Source organism: Phenylobacterium sp. (assembly GCF_037968635.1).
Taxonomy (GTDB): domain Bacteria; phylum Pseudomonadota; class Alphaproteobacteria; order Caulobacterales; family Caulobacteraceae; genus Phenylobacterium.
The window spans coordinates 1-18,775 of sequence record NZ_JBBKVV010000035.1; the positions used below are offsets into that span (position 1 = coordinate 1).

The window sequence follows — 18,775 nt, forward strand, 5'->3', positions numbered from 1 at the left end:
GTGGCGGGCGCCGCCGGGGCGGCAGGTGCGGCGGCCTTCGGCGCGGGGGCTGGAGCGCCCGGCTTCTTGTGGTGGAAAATCTTGTCGAAGATCTTGCCGAAAATACTCATGAGCGCCTCGCTGGAACGTGAGGACACAAGGCTCGGGAGTCGGCTCGGTTCCGCGCTAGGCGGAAGAAGAAGCCCCTGGGCCAGACCACGCCGTCGATGACGGTCGAGACGGCCGGTTCCGAACCCGAGGAGAAGGAGGTGGCGCCGATGCCGCGGATGTTCAGCGACGAGTTCACGTTCGTCCGTTTCCCGGTCAGCGGCGGCATGCCTGCACAACGGGCTGGCAATGCCAACACAATTATATGACTATATAACATATTGCTTGACCGGGCTGGCCTGAAGAACACAGCCCGCGCTGACGACGGGCTTCTATCCAACCTGGTGGTCCGACCAGGTTGGAATCGTACGCGCAGACCCCCAGGGATTCTAGCTAGAGGAGTTTGGATGCAGGTTGTCGATCGGCCCTCGGGCTTTGACATTGTCGAGGCCGGGCGGGTGATCCTGCGCCACGCAGCGGACGCACCCTGCCTCTTCGTCGGCCGTGGCGAGCCCGAGGTCGAGATGCTGAGGGGCAACTTCAAGATCGGCGACTATGTGAGCGCGCGCGTTCCGTTGCGGGCGGCGACGATCACCCGGACAGGCGAAGGGGTCTCTATCGCCCTGGCGGCCTCCGCCACCGAGCGGCCGGTGCTGCTTCTGACGATCGGCGAGGCCGCCATCGGCCTGGAGGCGACGGACCCCACGCTCAATCGTCTGTGGATTCGCACCCTTGCCGAGGACGGGGAGCACGTCTGGGGCGGCGGCGAACAGATGTCCTATTTCGACATGCGCGGCCGTCGTTTTCCGCTGTGGACCTCGGAGCCCGGGGTAGGCCGCGACAAGACCAAGATGATCACCCTGCAGGCGGACTTGGGCGGCGCCGGTGGGGACTATTTCAACACCAACTATCCGCAACCGACCTATGTCTCGTCGCGGCGCTACGCCCTGCACGTCGACACCACGGCCTATAGCGTCCTCGACTTCCGCCACGGCGGCTTCCACGAGATCGAGGTCTGGGAAATTCCGGCCAAGATCGAGGTCTGGGCGCGCGACACCTTCGTGGAGATCGTGGGCGTGCTGTCCGAGCGTTTCGGCCGCCAGCCGCAGCTTCCTGCCTGGGTGCTGGAGGGCGCCATTGTGGGCCTCAAGCAGGGCGCGGAGAGCTTCGACCGGTTGCAGAACTTCCTCGACGCGGACGTCGCGGTCGCGGGCCTCTGGTGCGAGGACTGGGTGGGGCTGCGCATCACCTCGTTTGGCAAGCGGCTGTTCTGGGACTGGAAGTGGAACCCCGAGCGCTACCCGAACCTGGACACCCAGATCGGCGAGCTGCGGGCCAAGGGCATCCGTTTCCTGGGCTACGTGAACCCCTATCTCGCCGTGGACGGCAGCTTCTACGGGTTGGCCAAGGACGCTGGCTATCTCGCCATGACTCTGGATGGTTCAGCCCCCTACATCGTCGACTTCGGCGAGTTCGACTGCGGGGTGGTGGACTTTACGATTCCTGCGGCCTGCGAGTGGTTCGAGGAGGAGATCATCGGCCGCCAGATGCTGGACTTCGGCCTCTCGGGCTGGATGGCCGATTTCGGCGAGTACCTGCCCACTGATGTGAAGCTGGCCAACGGCGTCGACGGGATGCTGATGCACAACGCCTGGCCGACCCTCTGGGCGCAGGTCAACGCCCGCGCCGTCGCCAAGCGCGGCCAGACCGGCGAGGCGCTGTTCTTCCTGCGGGCCGGCTACACCGGGGTCCAGGCGCATTGTCCGCTGCTTTGGGCCGGCGACCAGTCGGTGGATTTCAGCCGCCATGACGGCATCGGCACGGTGATCTGCGGCGCGCTCTCCTCAGGCCTGCTGGGCAACGCCTACCACCACAGCGACATCGGCGGTTACACGAGCCTGTTCGGCAACGTCCGAACCGCCGAGCTCCTGATGCGCTGGTCGGAGATGGCGGCCTTCACACCGGTGATGCGCTCTCACGAGGGCAACCGTCCCGACGAGAACCTGCAGCTGGACGGAGACCCTCAGGTCCTGGCGCACTTCGCGCGGATGACCCGAGTGTTCCGCCACTTGGCGCCCTATGTGGCCAGGCTCTCGGCGGAGGCGGCGGCCACCGGCCTGCCGCTGCAGCGGCCGATGTTCCTGCACTTCCAGGACGATCCCGCGACCTATGCCGACCAGACCCAGTATCTCTATGGCGCCGACCTTCTGGTGGCCCCGGTGATCCGCGAGGGAAGGACCGAACGCCAGGTCTACCTGCCCGCCGGGGCCGACTGGGTGAACGTGTGGACGGGTGAGACGCAGGCCGGGGGACAAGACGTCACGACCTCCGCGGAGCTGGGCTTTCCGCCGGTCTTTCATCGCCTGGGCACACCCGACGCGGCGCTGTTCGCCGGCCTTGGCCAGATCTAAGAGTATCCGATGTCCGACACTGATCGCCGTGGCCTGCTGGCCGCCGGACTGCTGACCTCCGCCCTGATGAGCGCCACCTCAGCCAAGGCCGCGACCCAGCCGCGCGTGGGGCGGATGATCGAGCTATAGCCAAACGGTGCGCCGGGCGGATCGAAGGTCACGGTCACCCAGACGAGCGCCGCGGCGCTCGCGACCCGGTCGACCGAGGCGCTATATCCGCCGGCCGCCGCCGCCGCCGCCGACAAGCTGGACGCCACGCCCAGCTTCATATGCCTGGGCTATCCCTACCTGAACGTCCCCAAGGGCCCGCGGGAGAACATGTTCAAGGGCCTGACCAAAGCCACGCCCCCCACCTTCTTCTTCCATGCCGCCGCCGATCAGCGCGTCCCCATGGCCAACTCCATCCAGCCGTTCCAGGCGCTGTGCGCCCTCGGCGTGCCCGCCGCCCTGCACGTCTATGAGAGCGGCGCCCACGGTTTCGGCCTGCGGGCGCCGGAAGGCTCGTCGGCTTCGCACTGGCCCGAGCATTTCTTGACCTGGGCCAAGGCCGGCGGCCACCTGGGCTAGGCGGAAAGCGGCGTCTTGGTGTCTGGTGTGGCCAAGCCCATCTAGAGGGTTCAGTCCACCGGAGCCCGCCCCATGAAGACTGACATCTGGCTCGCCGCCGGGGTCCGCACCCCCTTCACCAAGATCGACGCCCAGCTGGCGGGTCTCGACGCCATCGCCCTCTCGGTCCCGGTGGTGAAGCACATGGTGGGCCAGCTCGGCGGCGGACGGCCCGACTTCGCGGTCTGGGGGACGGTGATCCCCAACCTGACCTGGAGCAACATCGCCCGCGAGGTGCTGCTGGACTCCGGTGTCGACCCGACCATCCCAGCCTTCTCCACCATCATGGCCTGCTCCACCAGCATGGCGGCGGCCTTCGAGGCGGCCGGCATGATCGACGGGCGGGGCCGGGACCTGGCCCTGGTGGGCGGAGTGGAGAGCATGAGCCACATCCACATCGGCCTCTCGATCCCGCTGTCAGACCGCATCCGCGCCGTGCAGCAGGCCCGCAGTCTCGGCGACCGGTTAAAGGCGCTGTCGCAACTGAAGCTCTCGGACCTGCGCCTGTTCATTCCCCGCGTCGCCAACCGCACCACGGGGCTCAGCATGGGCGAGCACACCGAGATCACCGCCAAGGACTGGGCGCTGACCCGCGCCGACCAGGACGCCGTGGCCCTGGCCAGCCACCAGACCGCGGTGGCCGCCTGGGAACGGGGCTTCTTCGACGACCTGGTGATCCCCGCCGGCGAGGGGACCCGCGACACCATCCCGCGCAAGGACACCTCGCTGGAGAGGCTGGCGAAACTGCCGCCCGCCTTCGACCGCACCAGCGGCAAGGGCACGCTCACGGCCGGCAACTCCTCGCCCTTCACCGATGGGGCGGCGGGGCTGTGGGTGGCCTCGGAGGCCGGCCTCGGCCGCCTGCCCAAATCGATCCCCCGCGTAAAGCTGCTGGACTACGAGGTCACCTCCATCGACCTGGCGCATGAGGGCCTGCTGATGGCGCCAGCCTGTGGCGTGCCGCGCCTCTTGGCCCGCAACGGACTGACCTATGCCGATGTCGGCTTGTGGGAGATCCACGAGGCCTTCGCCGCCCAGGTCCTGGCCCACATCAAGGCCTGGGAGAGCCCCGACTTCCTGAAGGCCAAGGCGGGCGTCACCATCCCGATGGGCGCCTTCCCCCGCGAGCGGGTCAATCCCAACGGTGGCAGCCTGGCGCTCGGCCACCCCTTCGGCGCGACCGGCGCCCGCATCCTCAGCCAGGCGGTCAAGGAGCTGGCCGGCCGTCCCAAGGGCGAACGGGCCATCGTCAGCATCTGCGCCGACGGCGGCCAGGGGACCATGGCCCTGCTCGAAGCCTGCTAGCGGCCGAAGGGCTTGCCGCGCACGGCGTCATAGGTCTGGTCGAAGGCGCGGATCGGCACCGGGACCGGCGGCTGTCCAGGGGCGATGGTCGCGCCCAGCGCTAGGACGTTTCCGGCCTCGGTGGTGAAGGCCGGCCATTTCGGCAGGCCCGGCCCGTTGGGGTCTCCGGTCCTGGTGAAGTTCACCCAATAGCTCGACATCGCCTCGGCCAACCGCCGATCGGCGGTGGTCCAGGCCCACGGCTCCTGGTCCAGGTGGTCGAACATGTACCAGAGCTCGGTGAAGTGGCTGGCGCCCCAGCCCCCGCGGACCCCGGCCGGGAAGGGCGGCGCCTGGTCGAAGCGGTAGAAATAGACCGGCTGCCCGGCCTTGGCCTGAAGTCGCGCCCAGGCCCACATGTCCCAGCCGAACCGCAGGTCGGTTTCCAGGGCGATCCGTGCGCGCCTGGCCTCTTCATCGGTGGTGAAGGGATAGGCCGCGACGATGCCGGGCGGCAGTGGTCCCCAGGCGCGGGCCAGGTCAGCGGCGAAGCTGGTGGCCGTGACCTTGCTGACGTCGGCGAGCGAGCGCGCCTCGTCGGCGTTGTAGCCCACCAGGATCGGGACACTGTTCTGGCGGCCGGCCACGAAGGCGTCATAGGGCGACTGGGGCAGGAGGCCGGGCCCGATGACCGGATGGCTCACCTTGCCGGCCTGACCGCCGAGCAGCTCTTCGGCCGGTAGGGCGCGGAGGTCCGCCAGGGACTCGGCGCCGACGGAATTGGCATAGGCGACGCCATCCTTCTCGGCCTGGGCCAGCTGGTAGCCCGGCGCCAGCTGCAGCGGTTCGAACACCCCGCCGCTCTGGCCGATGGCGCGCTGGAACAGGCCCCTGGCGCGGGGTGACGCCATCAGCAGGCTGACCGACATGGCCCCCGCCGACTGGCCGGCGATGGTGACCTTGCCGGGGTCGCCCCCGAAGGCCGCGATGTTGCGCTGGACCCACTCAAGCGCGGCGATCTGATCCATCAAGCCGTAGTTGCCTGATGCGCCGCCGCCCTCGGCGCTGAGCTCGGGATGAGCCAGGAAGCCGAGCGGGCCCAGGCGATAGGCGAGGGTGACCACCACCACGCCCTTCCTCGCCAGCCGGTCGCCGGAGTAGAGCGGCATGGCCGGGGCGCCGTTGGCGTAGCCGCCGCCATGAATCCAGACGATCACCGGCGCACCACCCTTCGGCGGGCGGGGCGGCGTCCAGACATTGAGGTAGAGGCAGTCCTCGCTCGTCTGCGGCGGCGTCTCGCCGGGCATGGAGACGCCGGTCTGCGGGCAGGCGGGTGCGAAGGTGGTGGCCGGGCGAACGCCGGACCAGGGTTTCGCGGGCTTTGGAGGCCGCCAGCGCAACGAGCCTACCGGCGGGGCGGCATAGGGCAGGCCCAGATAGGCGCTGACGCCGTGTTCGGTCACGCCGCGGACCGATCCGGCCTCGGTCTTCACGCCTGGCGCGGCGAAGGCCGGGGTAGCCAGGAGCAGGGCCAGCAGGGCGGCGGTCTTCCAGATCATGGTCGGGGTCCTTCATGTCGCGCCTGAGGGTGAGGCCCGGCCCGTCGCGCGGTAAGACCGGCCCATCCCAGCCCACGGCCGATTGGTCACAAAGCCCGCCGCGATCTGGACGCGCGGCGTCGCCCATGGCCAAGTCCCGCTTGATGCCGCCGTCCCTTCGCCCGCCCGCAGACGCCGTCCGATGGACCGCCTTGGCCTTCGTCTACTGGCTGGTGTTCATGGGCGTGCTGACTCCCGGCAACCTGGCGGCGGCGCTGGCGTCGGGCGGTCGTTGGGACTGGGGGCGGGAAGCCCTGCGGCTGGTCTGCGCGGGCCTGCTGGGCGCCTCGGTGACGCCGATCCTGCTGAGCCTGGCCCGCCGCTATCCGGCCAACAGCGCCCTCAACCTCGCGCGGCAGGGCCTTGCCGTCCTGGTGATGGCGCCGACCCTGATCCTGATCTCCTGCGTTCTGGCCGCCTGGTTTCTGGAGGGGAAGGCCTGGCCGTCCGTCGCCGAGGCGCGGCAGCAGCTGCTGGCCAACAGCCTGCTGCTGATCTTCTGCCTGTCGCTGTTCCTGGCCCTGATCCAGGTGGCCCAGCGCTTACGGCCTCCGGCTGAGGGCGCTTGGCTTCGCCGCCTGACGATCCGCGAGCGCGGCCGCGTCACCCTGCTGGACCTGAATGAGGTCGACTGGATCGAGACCCAGGGCAACTACCAGGCCCTGCACGCCAGGGAGGGCGTCCACCTGCTGCGGGAGACCTCCGAGCGCCTGGCCGCCCAGCTGGACCCGGCGCGGTTCGTCCGCATCCACCGCCGGTCTATTGTCGCCGTGGACCGCGTGCGGCAGGTCGAGCCCCTGGCCAACGGCGACGCAACCGTGCGGCTGGCCGACGGAACTGAACTGCGGCTCAGCCGCCGTCACCGCGAGAGCCTGAAGGCGCGGCTAGGTGCGTGACTACTCCGCCGCCTGCGCCATCGGCGCGTACTGCGGGCCGCGGATGAGTTTGCCCGGCATCTCGCCGGTGGCTTCGCCGTTCTCGAAGGTGACCACGCCATCGACGAGGGTAGCGACATAGCCTTGGGCGCGCTGGATCAGGCGGCGGCCCTGGGCGGGCAGGTCGAAGGCCATCTCGGGCGCCAGGATCGCCAGCTTCTCGAAGTCGATCAGGTTGAGGTCGGCCTTCATGCCGGGCGCGAGCGTGCCGCGATCGTGGAGGCCGTAGAGCCGGGCGGTGTCGCGGGTCTGCATGGCGACCACCTTCTCCAGGCTCAGGCGCTCACCGCGCGAGCGGTCCCGGACCCAGTGGGTCAGCATGTAGGTGGGGAAGCTGGCGTCGCAGATCACCCCGCAGTGGGCCCCGCCGTCGGACAGGCTGAGCACCGTGTTGGGGTGGTTCATCATCTCGTGGATGTGGTCGAAGTTGAACTCCGCATAGTTCAGCAGCGGCAGGTAGATGTAGCCGCGACCGTCCTTCTCCATGAGCATGTCGTAGACGATGGCGTCTGGCGACTGACCGGTGGTCTTGGCCAGGTGGGCGATGGAGTCCTCGGCGCGGGGCTCGTAGTCCAGGCCGCTGGCGTGCTCCAGGCGGAACATGCGGTCGAAGCCCTGGGTCAGGATCATCCCGATGGCGCCCATGGACTTGGAGGGCTCGGCCAGGATCTGGGCGCGGACGGCCGGGTCGGCCAGTCGCACGATCCGCTCGGCGAAGGGCAGAGGCGCCAGCTTGCGGTAGGTCTCCCGGCCGATGAAGGGATGCACCGTACTCTGCCAGCCCAGCACCATTCCAGTGGGACGACAGGCGATCTGGGCGGTGATCTGGGCGCCCTCGGCGCGGGCCTCTTCGGTCAATTGCAGCAGCCTGCGCCAGCCGTCGGCCTTTACCGGGGATTGCAGCAGGCCGTAGGTGACCGGCACCCCGGTCTCGGCTGACAGGGTCCGCATCCAGTTGAACTCGTCCTCGGCCGGCGCCATGTCCGACGCCATTTCGAAGACGCCGTGGCCGGCCAGGCCCATGGCCCGCCCGATCCCCAGCAGTTCGTCCTCGGCGGCGAAGGTGCCGGGCACCGGCTCGCCGTCCTTGGCCAGGTGCAGCATGGTGCGCGAGGTGGAGAAGCCAAGCGCGCCGGCGGCCACGCCCTCGCCGACGATGCGGGACATCTCGGCGATGTCTTCGGCGGTGGCCGGTTCATTGCGCGCACCACGCTCGCCCATGACATAGGCCCGAACCGCGCCGTGCGGCACCTGGGTGGCCACGTCGATCACGCGCGGTTGGCCCTCAAGGCTGTTCAGATACTCAGGGAAGGTCTCCCAGGTCCACTTGATGCCTTCGGACAGCGCCGCGCCGGGGATGTCCTCGACGCCCTCCATCAGCTCGATCAGCCAGGCATGGCGGTCGGGCCGCACTGGTGCGAAGCCGACTCCGCAATTACCCATCACCGCGGTGGTCACCCCGTGCCAACTCGACGGGGCGAGATAGGGGTCCCAGGTCACCTGGCCGTCGTAGTGGGTGTGGATGTCGACCCAGCCCGGGGTGACGATCAGGCCGCCGGCGTCGATCTCGCGGCGTCCGCCTTGCGTGATCTCTCCAATGGCTGTGATCTTGCCGTTGTCGATGCCGATGTCTGCCAGGAAGGCCGGGGTCTCGGCGCCGTCCACCACGCGCCCGTTTCGGATCACCAGATCATGCATCGTCCGCCCTCGGTCGAGGTTCCACGCAGACGTCATTCCGGTCGCGCCTGCGGACCCAACTCAGAGCAGCATGAACCCAAGTTACGCGGCCGGAAAGTGTGACCCCACGTCAGGCAGCCTCAAGGGTCTTCTTCAGGATCTCGGCGCCCTGGGCCATCATCGGACCCATGGTGTCGGCCGCCGCATGGGGCAGGACGTCGGCGATCCAGACGAAGCGGCAGCGGCCCTCGCCGGCGGGGAAGACCTGGTTCGACGCGCTGTGCTGGGTCAGGCGCGGGCTGGCGACGCTGTAGGCCAAGCGGCGCTGGTCGTGCTCGATGGTGATGATGGTCTCCTGCGCGGTCATGCCGTTGCCGAAGGTGACCGTGCGGACGTCGTCCGTCAGCACGGTGTCGACGACGAAGCCTGGGACCAGCCGGGTGTGCAGGGCGCCGACGTCGGCGATGGCGGCCCAGACCCTATCGGCCGAGGCGTCGATGATGACTTCCTTGTGGATGGTGGCCATGTCGTTCTCTCGTTCCTGTGTTGCAGCGAGGCGGACCATGGGCGTCGGCGGGCGGCGCGTCTGGCCGATTTCGGACATGGTCACCTCGCCATGGAACCGACACTTCAGCGAAGGATTTTCAGCCCGCCGCGCTTCCGCTGGCGAATGGACGTGACCATGCCCTCCTCGACCCTGCTGCTGACTTTCGGCCTGGCGGCGGCGCCCATGGCGGCTCTGGCCGGTGACGCTTCGCCGGTGGCGCGCGCCTTCGGAAACACGGTGCTCTCCACCTATCCCGACGGTCGCACCGCCCTGCTGTGGCTGAAGAGAGATGGAACCTACACGGCCAAGGGTCGCCGTCGCACGCCCTCCAGCGGGTCGTGGAGCCTGAAGGCGGACAAGGTCTGCCTGAAGCAGGCCAAGCCATCGGCCGTGCCGTTCCGCTACTGCACCGCCCTTCCATCGGGCGAGAGCTGGAAGGCCAAGGCGGTGACGGGCGAGCCGATCACCGTGAAGATCGTGAAGGGCGTTGCGTCCTAGTGCTGGGCTAGCACGACGCCCATCAGCACGGCGACGTATTGCAGGGCCGCGCCCCCCACGACATGGCCGTGCCAGATGGCGCGGCGGAACCGCAACTTGTCCAGCAGGTAGAAGACCGCGCCGGTGGAATAGATCGCCCCGCCCAGGGCCAACAGCAGCAGGGCGACCCACGAGAGACCGTCCACCATCGGCTTGATGGCCACCAGCACCAGCCAGCCCAGCCCCAGATAGAGTCCGACCCAGAAACGGCGGCCGAGCCCCGGCAGGAACAGCTTTCCGAAGATGCCCAGCGCCGCCAGCGACCAGACCGCCGTGGTCATGGCGATGGACCAGGCGCCGGTCAGGTTCTGGGTCGTGAAGGGGGTGTAGGAGCCGGCGATCATCAGGAAAATGCCCGCATGATCGAACCGGCGCAGCAGGGGCCGCCAGGTCGGCTTGGCGAAATTGTAGGCCAGCGAAAGGCCGAGCATCGCCACCATCGCCACGCTGTAAACGGAGACTGCGGCCACCTGACCGAGACTACCGATCTTCACCGACAAACCCAGCAGGATGCCCCCGCCGACCAGGGCCAGGGTCAGGCCGGTGATATGCACCACCAGGTCGGCGCATTTGGCGGCGGGTGTCGGATAGTGGCGGGGCGGGAACATGGACCTAGCATATCTGCGACCTGTGTCGCGTCCATGACCAATCTCGAGCCGTATCGCCTGCGACAAGATCGCTCGCGGGGCCATGGCTTCTCCGCGCCGTCGAGAATCCCAATAGCCTGGGTCTGCGAACCCGTTATGCCGATCAGGATCTAGATGTCAGACCCGGACGCCCCGACATTCCCCCCCGATGTCCGCCGTCATGTCGTACGCCTCGCCGGCGACTTCTTTCTGAACGGCGCGCAGATCATCACCACGGCGATCGACACCGACCTGGTCACCGGGATGATCTTCCTGGCCATCGTGCGGGCCAATGTGCGCCACCTTCTGGATGAGCCTGGCTTGGCGCGAGCCTATTTCGAGCCCGGTGTCATGCTGCCTGAGAGCTTCCGCCGCCCGGTGAGCGTCTATGCCATCGCCCGCGAGTTGCACCTGCCCTACGAGACCGCGCGCCGCCATGTCCGCAAGCTGCTGGCCAAGGGGTTGTGCGAGCGCGGCGGTGACGGCGGGGTGGTGTTTCCGCCCGAGGTCAATGACCGCCCGGAGGTCCGCCAGGCCGTCCAGACCAACTTCCACGCCACAGTCCGTTACGCCCAGACCCTGGCCGACGTCGGATTGGTGGCGACCTGTGACGCGGCGCCAGACGCGCAGGACATGGCCGCCTACATGCCGCGTGAGGTGGTGCGGCTATCGAGCGACTATTTCCTCAACACCGTGGCGCTGCTCACCACCAACCTGAAGCTGGAACTGGTGGAAGGGCTGCTGTTCCTGGCCGTCACCCGGGCCAACACCCTGCATGTGACCTTGGATCCGGCGCTCGCGGCCACCTTCAGCGGCGTCGACGAGATCCCGCCCGACGCCTTGCGCCGCAGCGTCAGTGTCTACGCCTTGGCACGTGACCTGCGGCTGCCGTATGAGACCGCACGGCGCCACGGCGCCAAGCTGCTGGATATGGGGTTGTGCGAACGGGCCGGTGACCGGGGCCTTGTGGTTCCGGCCCACGTCCATGCGCGAGCCGACTTCAAGGCTGGGGTCGAGGACTATGGCCGGGTAACCCAGGCCTTCGTCAATTCCCTCGCCCAAGCCGGTCTGGTGCTCGCCTAGGGGCTCGAATGAAGGTTGGGCGCCGTGGAGGGGAAACCCCTATGGCGCCGCGCCACCGAACCCCCTAAGGCCAAGGCATGACCCGCGCTCCGGCCCCCGCCCACATCACCGTCCAGAACAACGGCATGGGGATCGCTCTGCGGGTGGCGGCCATGGTCTGCATGGCGGGCCTGGCGGCGTTGGTGAAGTGGTGTTCCAGCCGCGGCGTGCCGGTGCTGGAGATCATCTTTTTCCGCAACGCCTTCGCCTTCGTGCCGGTTCTGATCTACATCGCCCGGACCAGCGGCTTTTCGGTGCTCAAGACCCAACGCCCCCTCGGCCACCTGATGCGCTCGACGGTGGGTCTGACCGGCATGGTCTGTGGTTTCACCGCCGTCAGCCTGCTGCCTCTGACCGAGTCCACGGCGCTCTCGTTCTCCGCGCCCCTGTTCATGACGGCGCTCTCGGCTCTGATCCTCAAGGAGACGGTCGGCGCCCATCGCTGGGGCGCCGTCGTGGTGGGGCTGGTGGGGGTCCTGATCATGATCCATCCCGACCCCAGCCAGATGGCGGTGAAGGGCACGGTCTTCGCCCTGGTGGCGGCCGTTGGCTCGGCCGGCGCCATGATCGCCATCCGCGAGATCGGGCGCACGGAGCCCGGCGCGACGATCGTCTTCTATTTCACATTGGCCGGCATGTTGCTGGGCTTGACCAGCCTGCCGTTCGGGTGGGTGATTCCCGACCTGACGACCCTCTCTCTGCTGATCGCGGCGGGCCTGATCGGCGGGGTGGGGCAGCTGTTTCTGACCGAGGCCATACGCCGAGCCCCGGTCGCGGTGGTGGCGCCGTTCGACTACACCCAGCTGGTCTGGGCCAGCCTCATCGGGTTCCTGGTCTGGGAGGAGACCCCGCGCCTGGCGACCCTGGCCGGCGCTCTGGTGGTGGCCGGCAGCAGCATCTACATCCTGCTACGCGAGACCCGCCGCTTCCGCGCGCCCTGAGCGGTTCGCCAAACCGATCTCGCAGAAAGCCTGCGTTGACAGGCCCCTGGCAGGAGAAGATTCTGCCGGCCTAGTCAGGTTCCTTGAGAGCCTTCGGCGCTCGGAACCCGGCTCCAGGTCAGATGGAGGCCAGGCATGATCAAGACAGTAACGATGGCGGGCGCCTTGGCGTTGGCGCTCTTTGCGGGATCCGCCCAGGCGGCGGTGACGGTGATCGGCGGCGGCATGGCGGAGGCCTGCTCCCGCGCCGCGGTCGGCGGCGAGAGCGATCTCAAGTTTCAACAGCTGTGCACCGACGCCCTGGATGGCGAGTTTCTCAACGCCAGGGACCGGGCCGGCACCCTGGTCAATCGGGGAGTCCTGAAGCTGCGGCGCGGCGCCTATCCGGAGGCGACGCGCGACTTCGATCAAGCCTTGAAACTCCAGCCTGTCATGGGCGAGGCCTATGTGAACCGCGGCGCCGCCTCGATCGGCCAGCGTCGCTACGCAGACAGCCTGCCCGACATCAACAAGGGTCTTGAGTTGGGTGTGCCGGAGCCCGCCAAGGCCTATTACAACAGGGCCTTGGCCCATGAGGGCCTGGAAGACGCCAAGTCGGCCTATTTCGATTATCAGAAGGCTGCGGAAATGCAGCCGGAGTGGGCCGCGCCCCGTGAGCAGCTGGTCCGCTTCAGCGTTTCTCGCCGCTAGGGACCCTGAGGTCAGCATCGCGCGTTTGCAGGGATGACATGCGCGCCCTGATCACAGTCCTGGTCTTCACGTCAACTTTCGTCGGGCCCGCCCTGGCGCAGGAGCCTTCGCTCAACGCGGGCTATGAGGCGATGTGGCAGGAACAGCAGGCCGCCAACCAGATGGCGCGGCAGCGGTCGGTCGCCTTGGAGAACCAGCGCGGCGCCCTTGAGGCCTTGATGCAGACCGAGACGCGGCTGCGGACTCTCGAAGTTCAGGGCGCCGCCCCGCCGCGCGCCGACCCGTCCGCCTCGACCATCGCTGCGCCGAGCGACATTGACGCCTGGATCGCCGAGTCCAACGCGCGCATCCGCGCCGCCTCCGCGAACCGCCGTTAGCCACCATGACGATTGCGGCTTGCCCGCGCCACGTGCGCCGGGAATAAGAGGCAGGCTACCCACGGTGGTGGCCCTTTTTGCGTTCAGAGTCCCGGGGGGGATTTCATGTTTCGGATATTGGCGGTCGCGCTTTGTGCGGCCTTGTTCGCCTTGCCTGCCGCCGCTGCGCCGCCGCTGGAGGTGTACGGTCGTCTTCCAAGCCTGGAGCAGGTGATGGTCTCTCCAGACGGGACCAAGCTGGCCTATGTCCGCCCCGAGGGCGAGAGCCGCAAGATACTGGTGCAGAGCCTGGCCGACGGCAAGACGCTGGCCGCCGTTGGGGTGGGCGACGAGAAGCTGCGTGACCTCTTCTGGGTCGGCGATGGGCGCATCGCGTTCTCGACCTCCACCACCTCGAGAATTCGCAGCAACAGCTCCTCGATCGAGTTCACTGGCCGCAGCGAAGTCTGGCAGACCCGTGTCTACGACATCGAAAAGCGCACCTTCCAGCTGGTGCTCGACAAGACGCCCGGCGTGGGCAACTTCACCAATGGCGGGGTTCGGGTTCGCACGGCCGATGGCGTCCAAAGCATCTATGCCGTCGCTATGAGGATCAGCGGCGTCGACAGCCTGCAAAGCCTCTATCGGGTCGACGTCGCGGGCGGTCCCACGCGGCTCCTCGATTCCGGGCCCAGCATCGGCAATATCTCAACCCATTGGGTGCTGGACGGCACGGGCGCGGCTATCGCCAAGGCGGAATACGATCGCAAGGATGGCGACTGGCGGCTGCTCGTTCGGGTCGGGCCGAAATGGTATCCCGTGCTCTCCGAAAACGCGCCGCTCGATGAGCCTTCCGTGATCGGTCTGGGGCCGGCGCCTGACACCCTGCTGCTCGCGCGCATCGAGGAGGGGCATTACGTCTTCAAGCCCGTTTCTCTCAAGACCGGCAAGGTCGGGGAGCCGCTGGAGCTGAAGAACGGCGTGCTCGAGTTCCTGTTCGACGGAGTCACCCGGCGCATCATCGGCGTCGTGGAGAATGACGACGCCAACACCATGACCTTCTTCGCTCCGGAAGATCAGGCCAACTGGAACAAGATCAAGCGGGCCTTCCCCGGTGAGCGGGTCACCCTGGAAAGTTGGTCCGACAGCCGGAAGCAGGTGGTGGTCAAGGTGCAGGGGCCCAAGACCGGCGCGGCCTACATGTTCGTGGATCTCGCCGCCGGTCGCGCCTCCATGGTGGACGACATGCAGGCGGGGCTCGGCCCGGACGAGCTCTCCACCACCACCATGATCACTTACAAGGCCGGTGACGGCCTTGAGATTCCCGCGGTTCTGACCCTGCCCAAGGGACGCGATCCGAAGAACCTGCCCCTGGTGGTCATGCCGCACGGGGGTCCGGAAGCCTTCGACACCATCGACTTCGACTGGTGGCGGCAGGCCCTGGCGTCACGCGGCTACGTCGTGCTGCAGCCGAATTTCCGAGGGTCTGACGGCTATGGTCCCGCGTTCACGGCGGCGGGCCACGGCGAGTGGGGTCGCAAGATGCAGACCGATCTCTCCGATGGCGTGAGACATCTCGCGGCCCAGGGAAGCATCGATCCAAAACGGGTGTGTATCGTGGGCGCCAGCTACGGGGGCTACGCGGCCCTGGCGGGCGTCGCGTTGGAGCCCAGCGTCTATCGCTGCGCCGTGTCGGTTTCGGGGATCTCAAACCTCCGTCGCTTTCTGACCTGGAAACGCGGAAATCTTGGGGGCGGCCGCAACGACACCCTTCGCTTCTGGCGGCGGTTCATGGGCGTGGAAGGGGAGGACGAAAGCGGTCTCGACGCCTATTCTCCCGCGATCCAGGTTGCGAAGATCAAGGGCCCGGTGCTGTTGATCCACGGCAAGGACGACCTGGTGGTGCCCTATGAGCAGAGCCAGTTCATGGCCGACGCCTTGAGCGCCGCCGGCAAGCCGGCGGAGATGGTCACCCTCGCCGCTGAGGACCACTGGTTGTCGCGAGGCGCGACCCGAACCCAGATGCTGCAGGCGACCGTGACCTTCCTCGAAAAGGCCAATCCGCCGAACTAGCTGACAGCGGGACCATTCCGCCGCATCCTCGGCGGTGCTGGCGCGTTGAGGCGGCCAGGGTTCGAGGAGATGGCCATGCGTTGGGACGGTGGACGCCGCAGCGGCAATATCGAGGATCGGCGCGGGCTCGGCCCCGTTGCGGGAGGCATCGGCATCGGAGGCCTGCTGCTGGCGGCGGTGGGCTATTTCGTGTTCGGTATCGATCCTTCCACAACCTTGAGCGTGGTCAATGGCGTGAACGGAGGGTCCGAGCAGCAAGAGGGCGTGCGCGGTACGCCCCAGGATCGCGACGCCCAGTTCGTCGATGTCATCGAGACCTCCACCAGCGATGTCTGGGGGCAGGTCTTCAAGGCTTCCAACCGCAGCTACGATCCCCCGGCCGGGGTGGTGATCTATGACCGCGCCACCGGCACGGGATGCGGCATGGGACAGTCGGCCATGGGGCCGTTCTATTGTCCGCAGGATCAGAAGGTCTATCTGGACCTGACTTTCTGGGATGAGCTCTCCGGCCGCTTCGGCGCCCAGGGCGACGCCGCGCGCGCCTACGTCATCGCCCACGAGATCGCCCACCACGTCCAGAACCTCACTGGCCAGATGGACAAGGCCAAGCAGTTCGCCGCCAAGGGGGTGGACTCAGGCTCCGTGCGTCTGGAACTTCAGGCCGACTGCTATGCCGGCGTCTGGGCGGCGCGGGCCTCGGAGGCCTCCGGAGGCCAGGTGGCGCTGGATCCCAAGGATATCGAAGACGGCCTGAAGGCCGCCGCCGCCGTGGGTGACGACACCCTTCAGAAGCAGTCCCAGGGCCGGGTCATGCCCGACGCCTTCACCCACGGCACCAGCGAGCAGCGCATGCGCTGGTTCCGCGCTGGGGTGCAGAACGGCGATCCCGCCTCCTGCGACACGTTCAGCGCTTCAAGACTCTAGAACCGGGACCGGCTCGAACCCCAGGCAGACGTCGACACAGCGTTTGGCGAGCAAGGCGCCGGCGTCCAGCAGCGGCTTGCTTACATCCTTGGGCGACAGCACGAGCGGGACTTCCGTGCAGCCGGCGATGATCGCCTCCGCGCCATCGGCCACCAGGATCTGTGCGAGATCGGCCATGCCCTGGCGCACATCAGGACCGACGTCTCCAGCCTTGATCTTGGCCAGCAGGGCCATGAATCCCTCCTGCGCCTCGGGCGGCAGGGTGACCAGGCCCATGCCCTGGGCGGCCAGGTACTCCCGATAGAGACGGATGGCCGGCTTGGTCCCCAACACGCCGGCACGCCGCGCGCCGGTGTCTCGCGCGGCGTGCGACGCGGTCTGGATCATGTCGATCAGCGGCAGGCCCGAGGCCCGGGTGATCAGATCCGCATGGGCGTGGGCGGTATTGCAGGCGATCGCCAGGATCTCGGCGCCCGCTCCGTGCAGGGCGCCGGCCATCTCGGCAAGGACCGGCCCCGGCTTGGCGAAGGGATCGTTGCGGTCGGGCACCTGCGGGTTGATGTCGACGATCACCCGGATGTGGTCCTTCTCCTGCTTCACAGGGGTCAAGGCCTGGAGCTTGGTGAGGAAGTCGAGGGTGGCGGCGGGGCCCATCCCGCCGAGGACGCCGAGGACGAGGCTCATGCCAGCTTTCCTTCCAGTTCGGTGGCGTAGCCGAACAGCCCCTGGGCGCCGCCGGTGTGCAGGAAGACCACCGTCTCGTCCTTGAACGCGCCGGCCTTGGTCAGGGCGATCAGGCCCTTCATCGCCTTGCCGGTATAGACCGGGTCCAGCAACAAACTTTCGGTGCGGGCGGCGAGTTTCAGAGCGTCGATCACCGCCTGGTCGATCAGTCCGTACCCCGCGCCCACATGGTCGCAGTCGGCGACGGTCATCTCGCGGGTGACGCGTTCCGCGTGACCCAGCATAGCGGCGGTCTCGACGGCCAGCCTGTGGACGTTGGCCTCCTGGGTCTCCCTCGGCGCGCGGACGCCGATGCCGAGGATCGGGATATCGGCGCCGATCAGGGCCAGGCCGGCCACCAGGCCCGCATGGGTGCCGGCGCTGCCGGTGGCGGTGATGATGCGGTCGATGACGATGCCCTGTTCGTCGGCCTGCCGCACCAGCTCGATGGCGCAGTCGACGTAGCCCAGCGCCCCGATGGCGTTGGAGCCGCCGCCGGGGATGATGTAGGGCACGCCGCCCTTGGCGCGGACCTCGTCGGCGACCTTCAGCAGCTCGGCGTTCATGTCGGTCCCGGCCGGCACGTTGCGCAGCCTTCCGCCCAGCAGGCGGTCCAGCAGGACATTGCCCGACGTGTTGTAGTCGACGGCTTTTGATCCGGTCCGCGCCTCCAGGATGATCTCGCAGGCCAGGCCGAAGCGGGCGGCGGCGGCGGCTGTCTGGCGCACGTGGTTGGATTGGACGGCGCCTTGGGTCACCAGGGTGTCGCAGCCCTGGTCCAGGGCGTCGCCCAGCAGGAACTCCAGCTTGCGGGTCTTGTTGCCGCCGCCGGCCAGCCCGGTGCAGTCATCGCGCTTCACCCAAAGTTCTGGGCCGCCCAGGGCTGCGCTCAGCCCGCCCATTGGCTCCAAAGGCGTGGGCAGGTGCGCGAACCGCGCGCGGGGGAAACGGGCCAGGTGCATGTGGAACTCCTACGCGCCCTGACTAGCACGCAGAGGTCGGCTGTCGCGAGATGCTACGGCTTCAGCTTGGGGGGCAGGCTGGCGATCTGTGGCGGGGTCAGCTTGGTGATCGACTTCACGCTGCAGGGCGAAAGGCCGATGCTCCCGGCGACCTTCAGGTCCAGGTCGATGGGCCGGCAGACCAGGTCGCTGCCGCCGACGGTCTCCACCACCAGGGGATCGCCCATGTTGGCGCCGCCCAGGCAGGCGCCGCGCATGTCGATGCGGAAGACCTCCCTGTTCCTGACGCCGACATAGAGGGTCTTCGGATCGGCCACCGAATGGCCGTCCATCTGGCTGACGCGGAAGCATTGGCGGCTGGGCGCGGGGTCTTGCGCCAGGGCCTGGGAGGCGGTGGCGGTCAGGGCCGTGACAGCCAGGGCGAGGGGGAGCAGGCGTATCATGGGGCGTTTCCTTGGCATGGTGACCGAGATCAACGCAGCACGATGGCATTTGTCGGGCGGTCGGGGTAGCCTCAGCGCTTCTCCGGGGAGTCGCCGCAGCGGCTGAGAGGCGGGTTCGTCCCCGCGACCCGCCGAACCTGATCCGGGTCATGCCGGCGAAGGGAGGGAACGCGGAGCTGCTCCGCACGACCGCTCTGCGCGACACGTCCGGGTCTCCTTACCAAGGCAGGAGC

18 protein-coding genes and 1 riboswitch are annotated in these 18,775 nt (G+C 68.0%); of the genes, 11 read left to right on the top strand and 7 right to left on the bottom strand.

The window, feature by feature from the left end; all coding sequences use genetic code 11:
• The first annotated feature begins 494 nt into the window (after positions 1-494).
• The 3 genes from AAC997_RS03500 (at position 495) to AAC997_RS03510 (ending at position 4,409) form a co-directional block, all read left to right on the top strand.
• The gene (locus AAC997_RS03500) at positions 495-2,498 is read left to right on the top strand and encodes an alpha-glucosidase (protein ID WP_340644313.1); all 2,004 of its coding nucleotides are present in this window, start codon (positions 495-497) and stop codon (positions 2,496-2,498) included.
• A gap of 318 nt (positions 2,499-2,816) precedes the next feature.
• Positions 2,817-3,065: a prolyl oligopeptidase family serine peptidase gene (locus AAC997_RS03505; protein WP_340644314.1), complete on the top strand. Its 249-nt coding sequence runs from the start codon at positions 2,817-2,819 to the stop codon at positions 3,063-3,065.
• Between the two features lie 72 nt (positions 3,066-3,137).
• Positions 3,138-4,409: an acetyl-CoA C-acyltransferase gene (locus AAC997_RS03510; RefSeq protein WP_340644315.1), complete on the top strand. Its 1,272-nt coding sequence runs from the start codon at positions 3,138-3,140 to the stop codon at positions 4,407-4,409.
• Here the strand turns inward: AAC997_RS03510 and AAC997_RS03515 are convergent.
• Positions 4,406-5,947, bottom strand: a complete 1,542-nt coding sequence (locus AAC997_RS03515; RefSeq protein ID WP_340644316.1) for a carboxylesterase/lipase family protein — start codon at positions 5,945-5,947, stop codon at positions 4,406-4,408. The genes AAC997_RS03510 and AAC997_RS03515 overlap by 4 nt on opposite strands.
• Before the next feature lie 125 nt (positions 5,948-6,072).
• Here AAC997_RS03515 and AAC997_RS03520 point away from each other — a divergent pair, with 125 nt between their 5' ends.
• Positions 6,073-6,882, top strand: coding sequence for a LytTR family DNA-binding domain-containing protein (locus AAC997_RS03520; protein WP_340644317.1), 810 nt, complete (start codon positions 6,073-6,075; stop codon positions 6,880-6,882).
• On the opposite strand, the gene AAC997_RS03525 is transcribed toward AAC997_RS03520, so the two are convergent.
• Complete coding sequence (locus tag AAC997_RS03525) at positions 6,883-8,619, bottom strand: amidohydrolase family protein (RefSeq protein ID WP_340644318.1); 1,737 nt, start codon at positions 8,617-8,619, stop codon at positions 6,883-6,885.
• Between the two features lie 109 nt (positions 8,620-8,728).
• A complete protein-coding gene (locus AAC997_RS03530; protein WP_340644319.1) occupies positions 8,729-9,124 on the bottom strand; it encodes an SRPBCC family protein in 396 nt (131 codons plus the stop codon).
• A gap of 90 nt (positions 9,125-9,214) precedes the next feature.
• Between AAC997_RS03530 and AAC997_RS03535 the strand changes: the two genes are divergently transcribed.
• A complete protein-coding gene (locus AAC997_RS03535) occupies positions 9,215-9,643 on the top strand; it encodes a hypothetical protein (RefSeq protein ID WP_340644320.1) in 429 nt (142 codons plus the stop codon).
• On the opposite strand, the gene AAC997_RS03540 is transcribed toward AAC997_RS03535, so the two are convergent.
• A complete protein-coding gene (locus AAC997_RS03540; protein WP_340644321.1) occupies positions 9,640-10,290 on the bottom strand; it encodes a hemolysin III family protein in 651 nt (216 codons plus the stop codon). The two genes, AAC997_RS03535 and AAC997_RS03540, sit on opposite strands and share 4 nt — an antisense overlap.
• Before the next feature lie 153 nt (positions 10,291-10,443).
• Between AAC997_RS03540 and AAC997_RS03545 the strand changes: the two genes are divergently transcribed.
• The 6 genes from AAC997_RS03545 (at position 10,444) to AAC997_RS03570 (ending at position 16,414) form a co-directional block, all read left to right on the top strand.
• Entirely contained in the window at positions 10,444-11,391 is a 948-nt protein-coding gene (locus AAC997_RS03545) for a hypothetical protein (RefSeq protein WP_340644322.1), read from the top strand.
• Positions 11,392-11,468: 77 nt separating this feature from the next.
• Positions 11,469-12,371: a DMT family transporter gene (locus AAC997_RS03550; protein WP_340644323.1), complete on the top strand. Its 903-nt coding sequence runs from the start codon at positions 11,469-11,471 to the stop codon at positions 12,369-12,371.
• A gap of 135 nt (positions 12,372-12,506) precedes the next feature.
• Positions 12,507-13,061, top strand: coding sequence for a hypothetical protein (locus tag AAC997_RS03555; RefSeq protein ID WP_340644324.1), 555 nt, complete (start codon positions 12,507-12,509; stop codon positions 13,059-13,061).
• 38 nt (positions 13,062-13,099) lie between these two features.
• Entirely contained in the window at positions 13,100-13,438 is a 339-nt protein-coding gene (locus AAC997_RS03560) for a hypothetical protein (RefSeq protein WP_340644325.1), read from the top strand.
• A gap of 105 nt (positions 13,439-13,543) precedes the next feature.
• On the top strand, positions 13,544-15,490 hold the full coding sequence (locus tag AAC997_RS03565) for a S9 family peptidase (protein WP_340644326.1): 1,947 nt from the start codon (positions 13,544-13,546) through the stop codon (positions 15,488-15,490).
• A 75-nt stretch (positions 15,491-15,565) separates the two neighbouring features.
• Complete coding sequence (locus AAC997_RS03570) at positions 15,566-16,414, top strand: neutral zinc metallopeptidase (RefSeq protein ID WP_340644327.1); 849 nt, start codon at positions 15,566-15,568, stop codon at positions 16,412-16,414.
• Here the strand turns inward: AAC997_RS03570 and AAC997_RS03575 are convergent.
• From AAC997_RS03575 to AAC997_RS03585, 3 genes are read right to left on the bottom strand one after another with little or no spacing between them, the layout of a single operon-like run.
• The gene (locus AAC997_RS03575) at positions 16,403-17,098 is read right to left on the bottom strand and encodes an amino acid racemase (protein WP_340644328.1); all 696 of its coding nucleotides are present in this window, start codon (positions 17,096-17,098) and stop codon (positions 16,403-16,405) included. The genes AAC997_RS03570 and AAC997_RS03575 overlap by 12 nt on opposite strands.
• Positions 17,095-18,099: a D-cysteine desulfhydrase gene (locus AAC997_RS03580; RefSeq protein ID WP_340644329.1), complete on the bottom strand. Its 1,005-nt coding sequence runs from the start codon at positions 18,097-18,099 to the stop codon at positions 17,095-17,097. The genes AAC997_RS03575 and AAC997_RS03580 overlap by 4 nt, the downstream gene beginning before the upstream one ends.
• A gap of 53 nt (positions 18,100-18,152) precedes the next feature.
• Positions 18,153-18,542 (bottom strand): DUF6491 family protein, encoded by a 390-nt coding sequence (locus tag AAC997_RS03585; protein WP_340644330.1) that lies wholly within the window; start codon positions 18,540-18,542, stop codon positions 18,153-18,155.
• A gap of 73 nt (positions 18,543-18,615) precedes the next feature.
• A riboswitch (TPP riboswitch) is annotated at positions 18,616-18,723 on the top strand.
• The last annotated feature ends 52 nt before the right edge of the window (positions 18,724-18,775 follow it).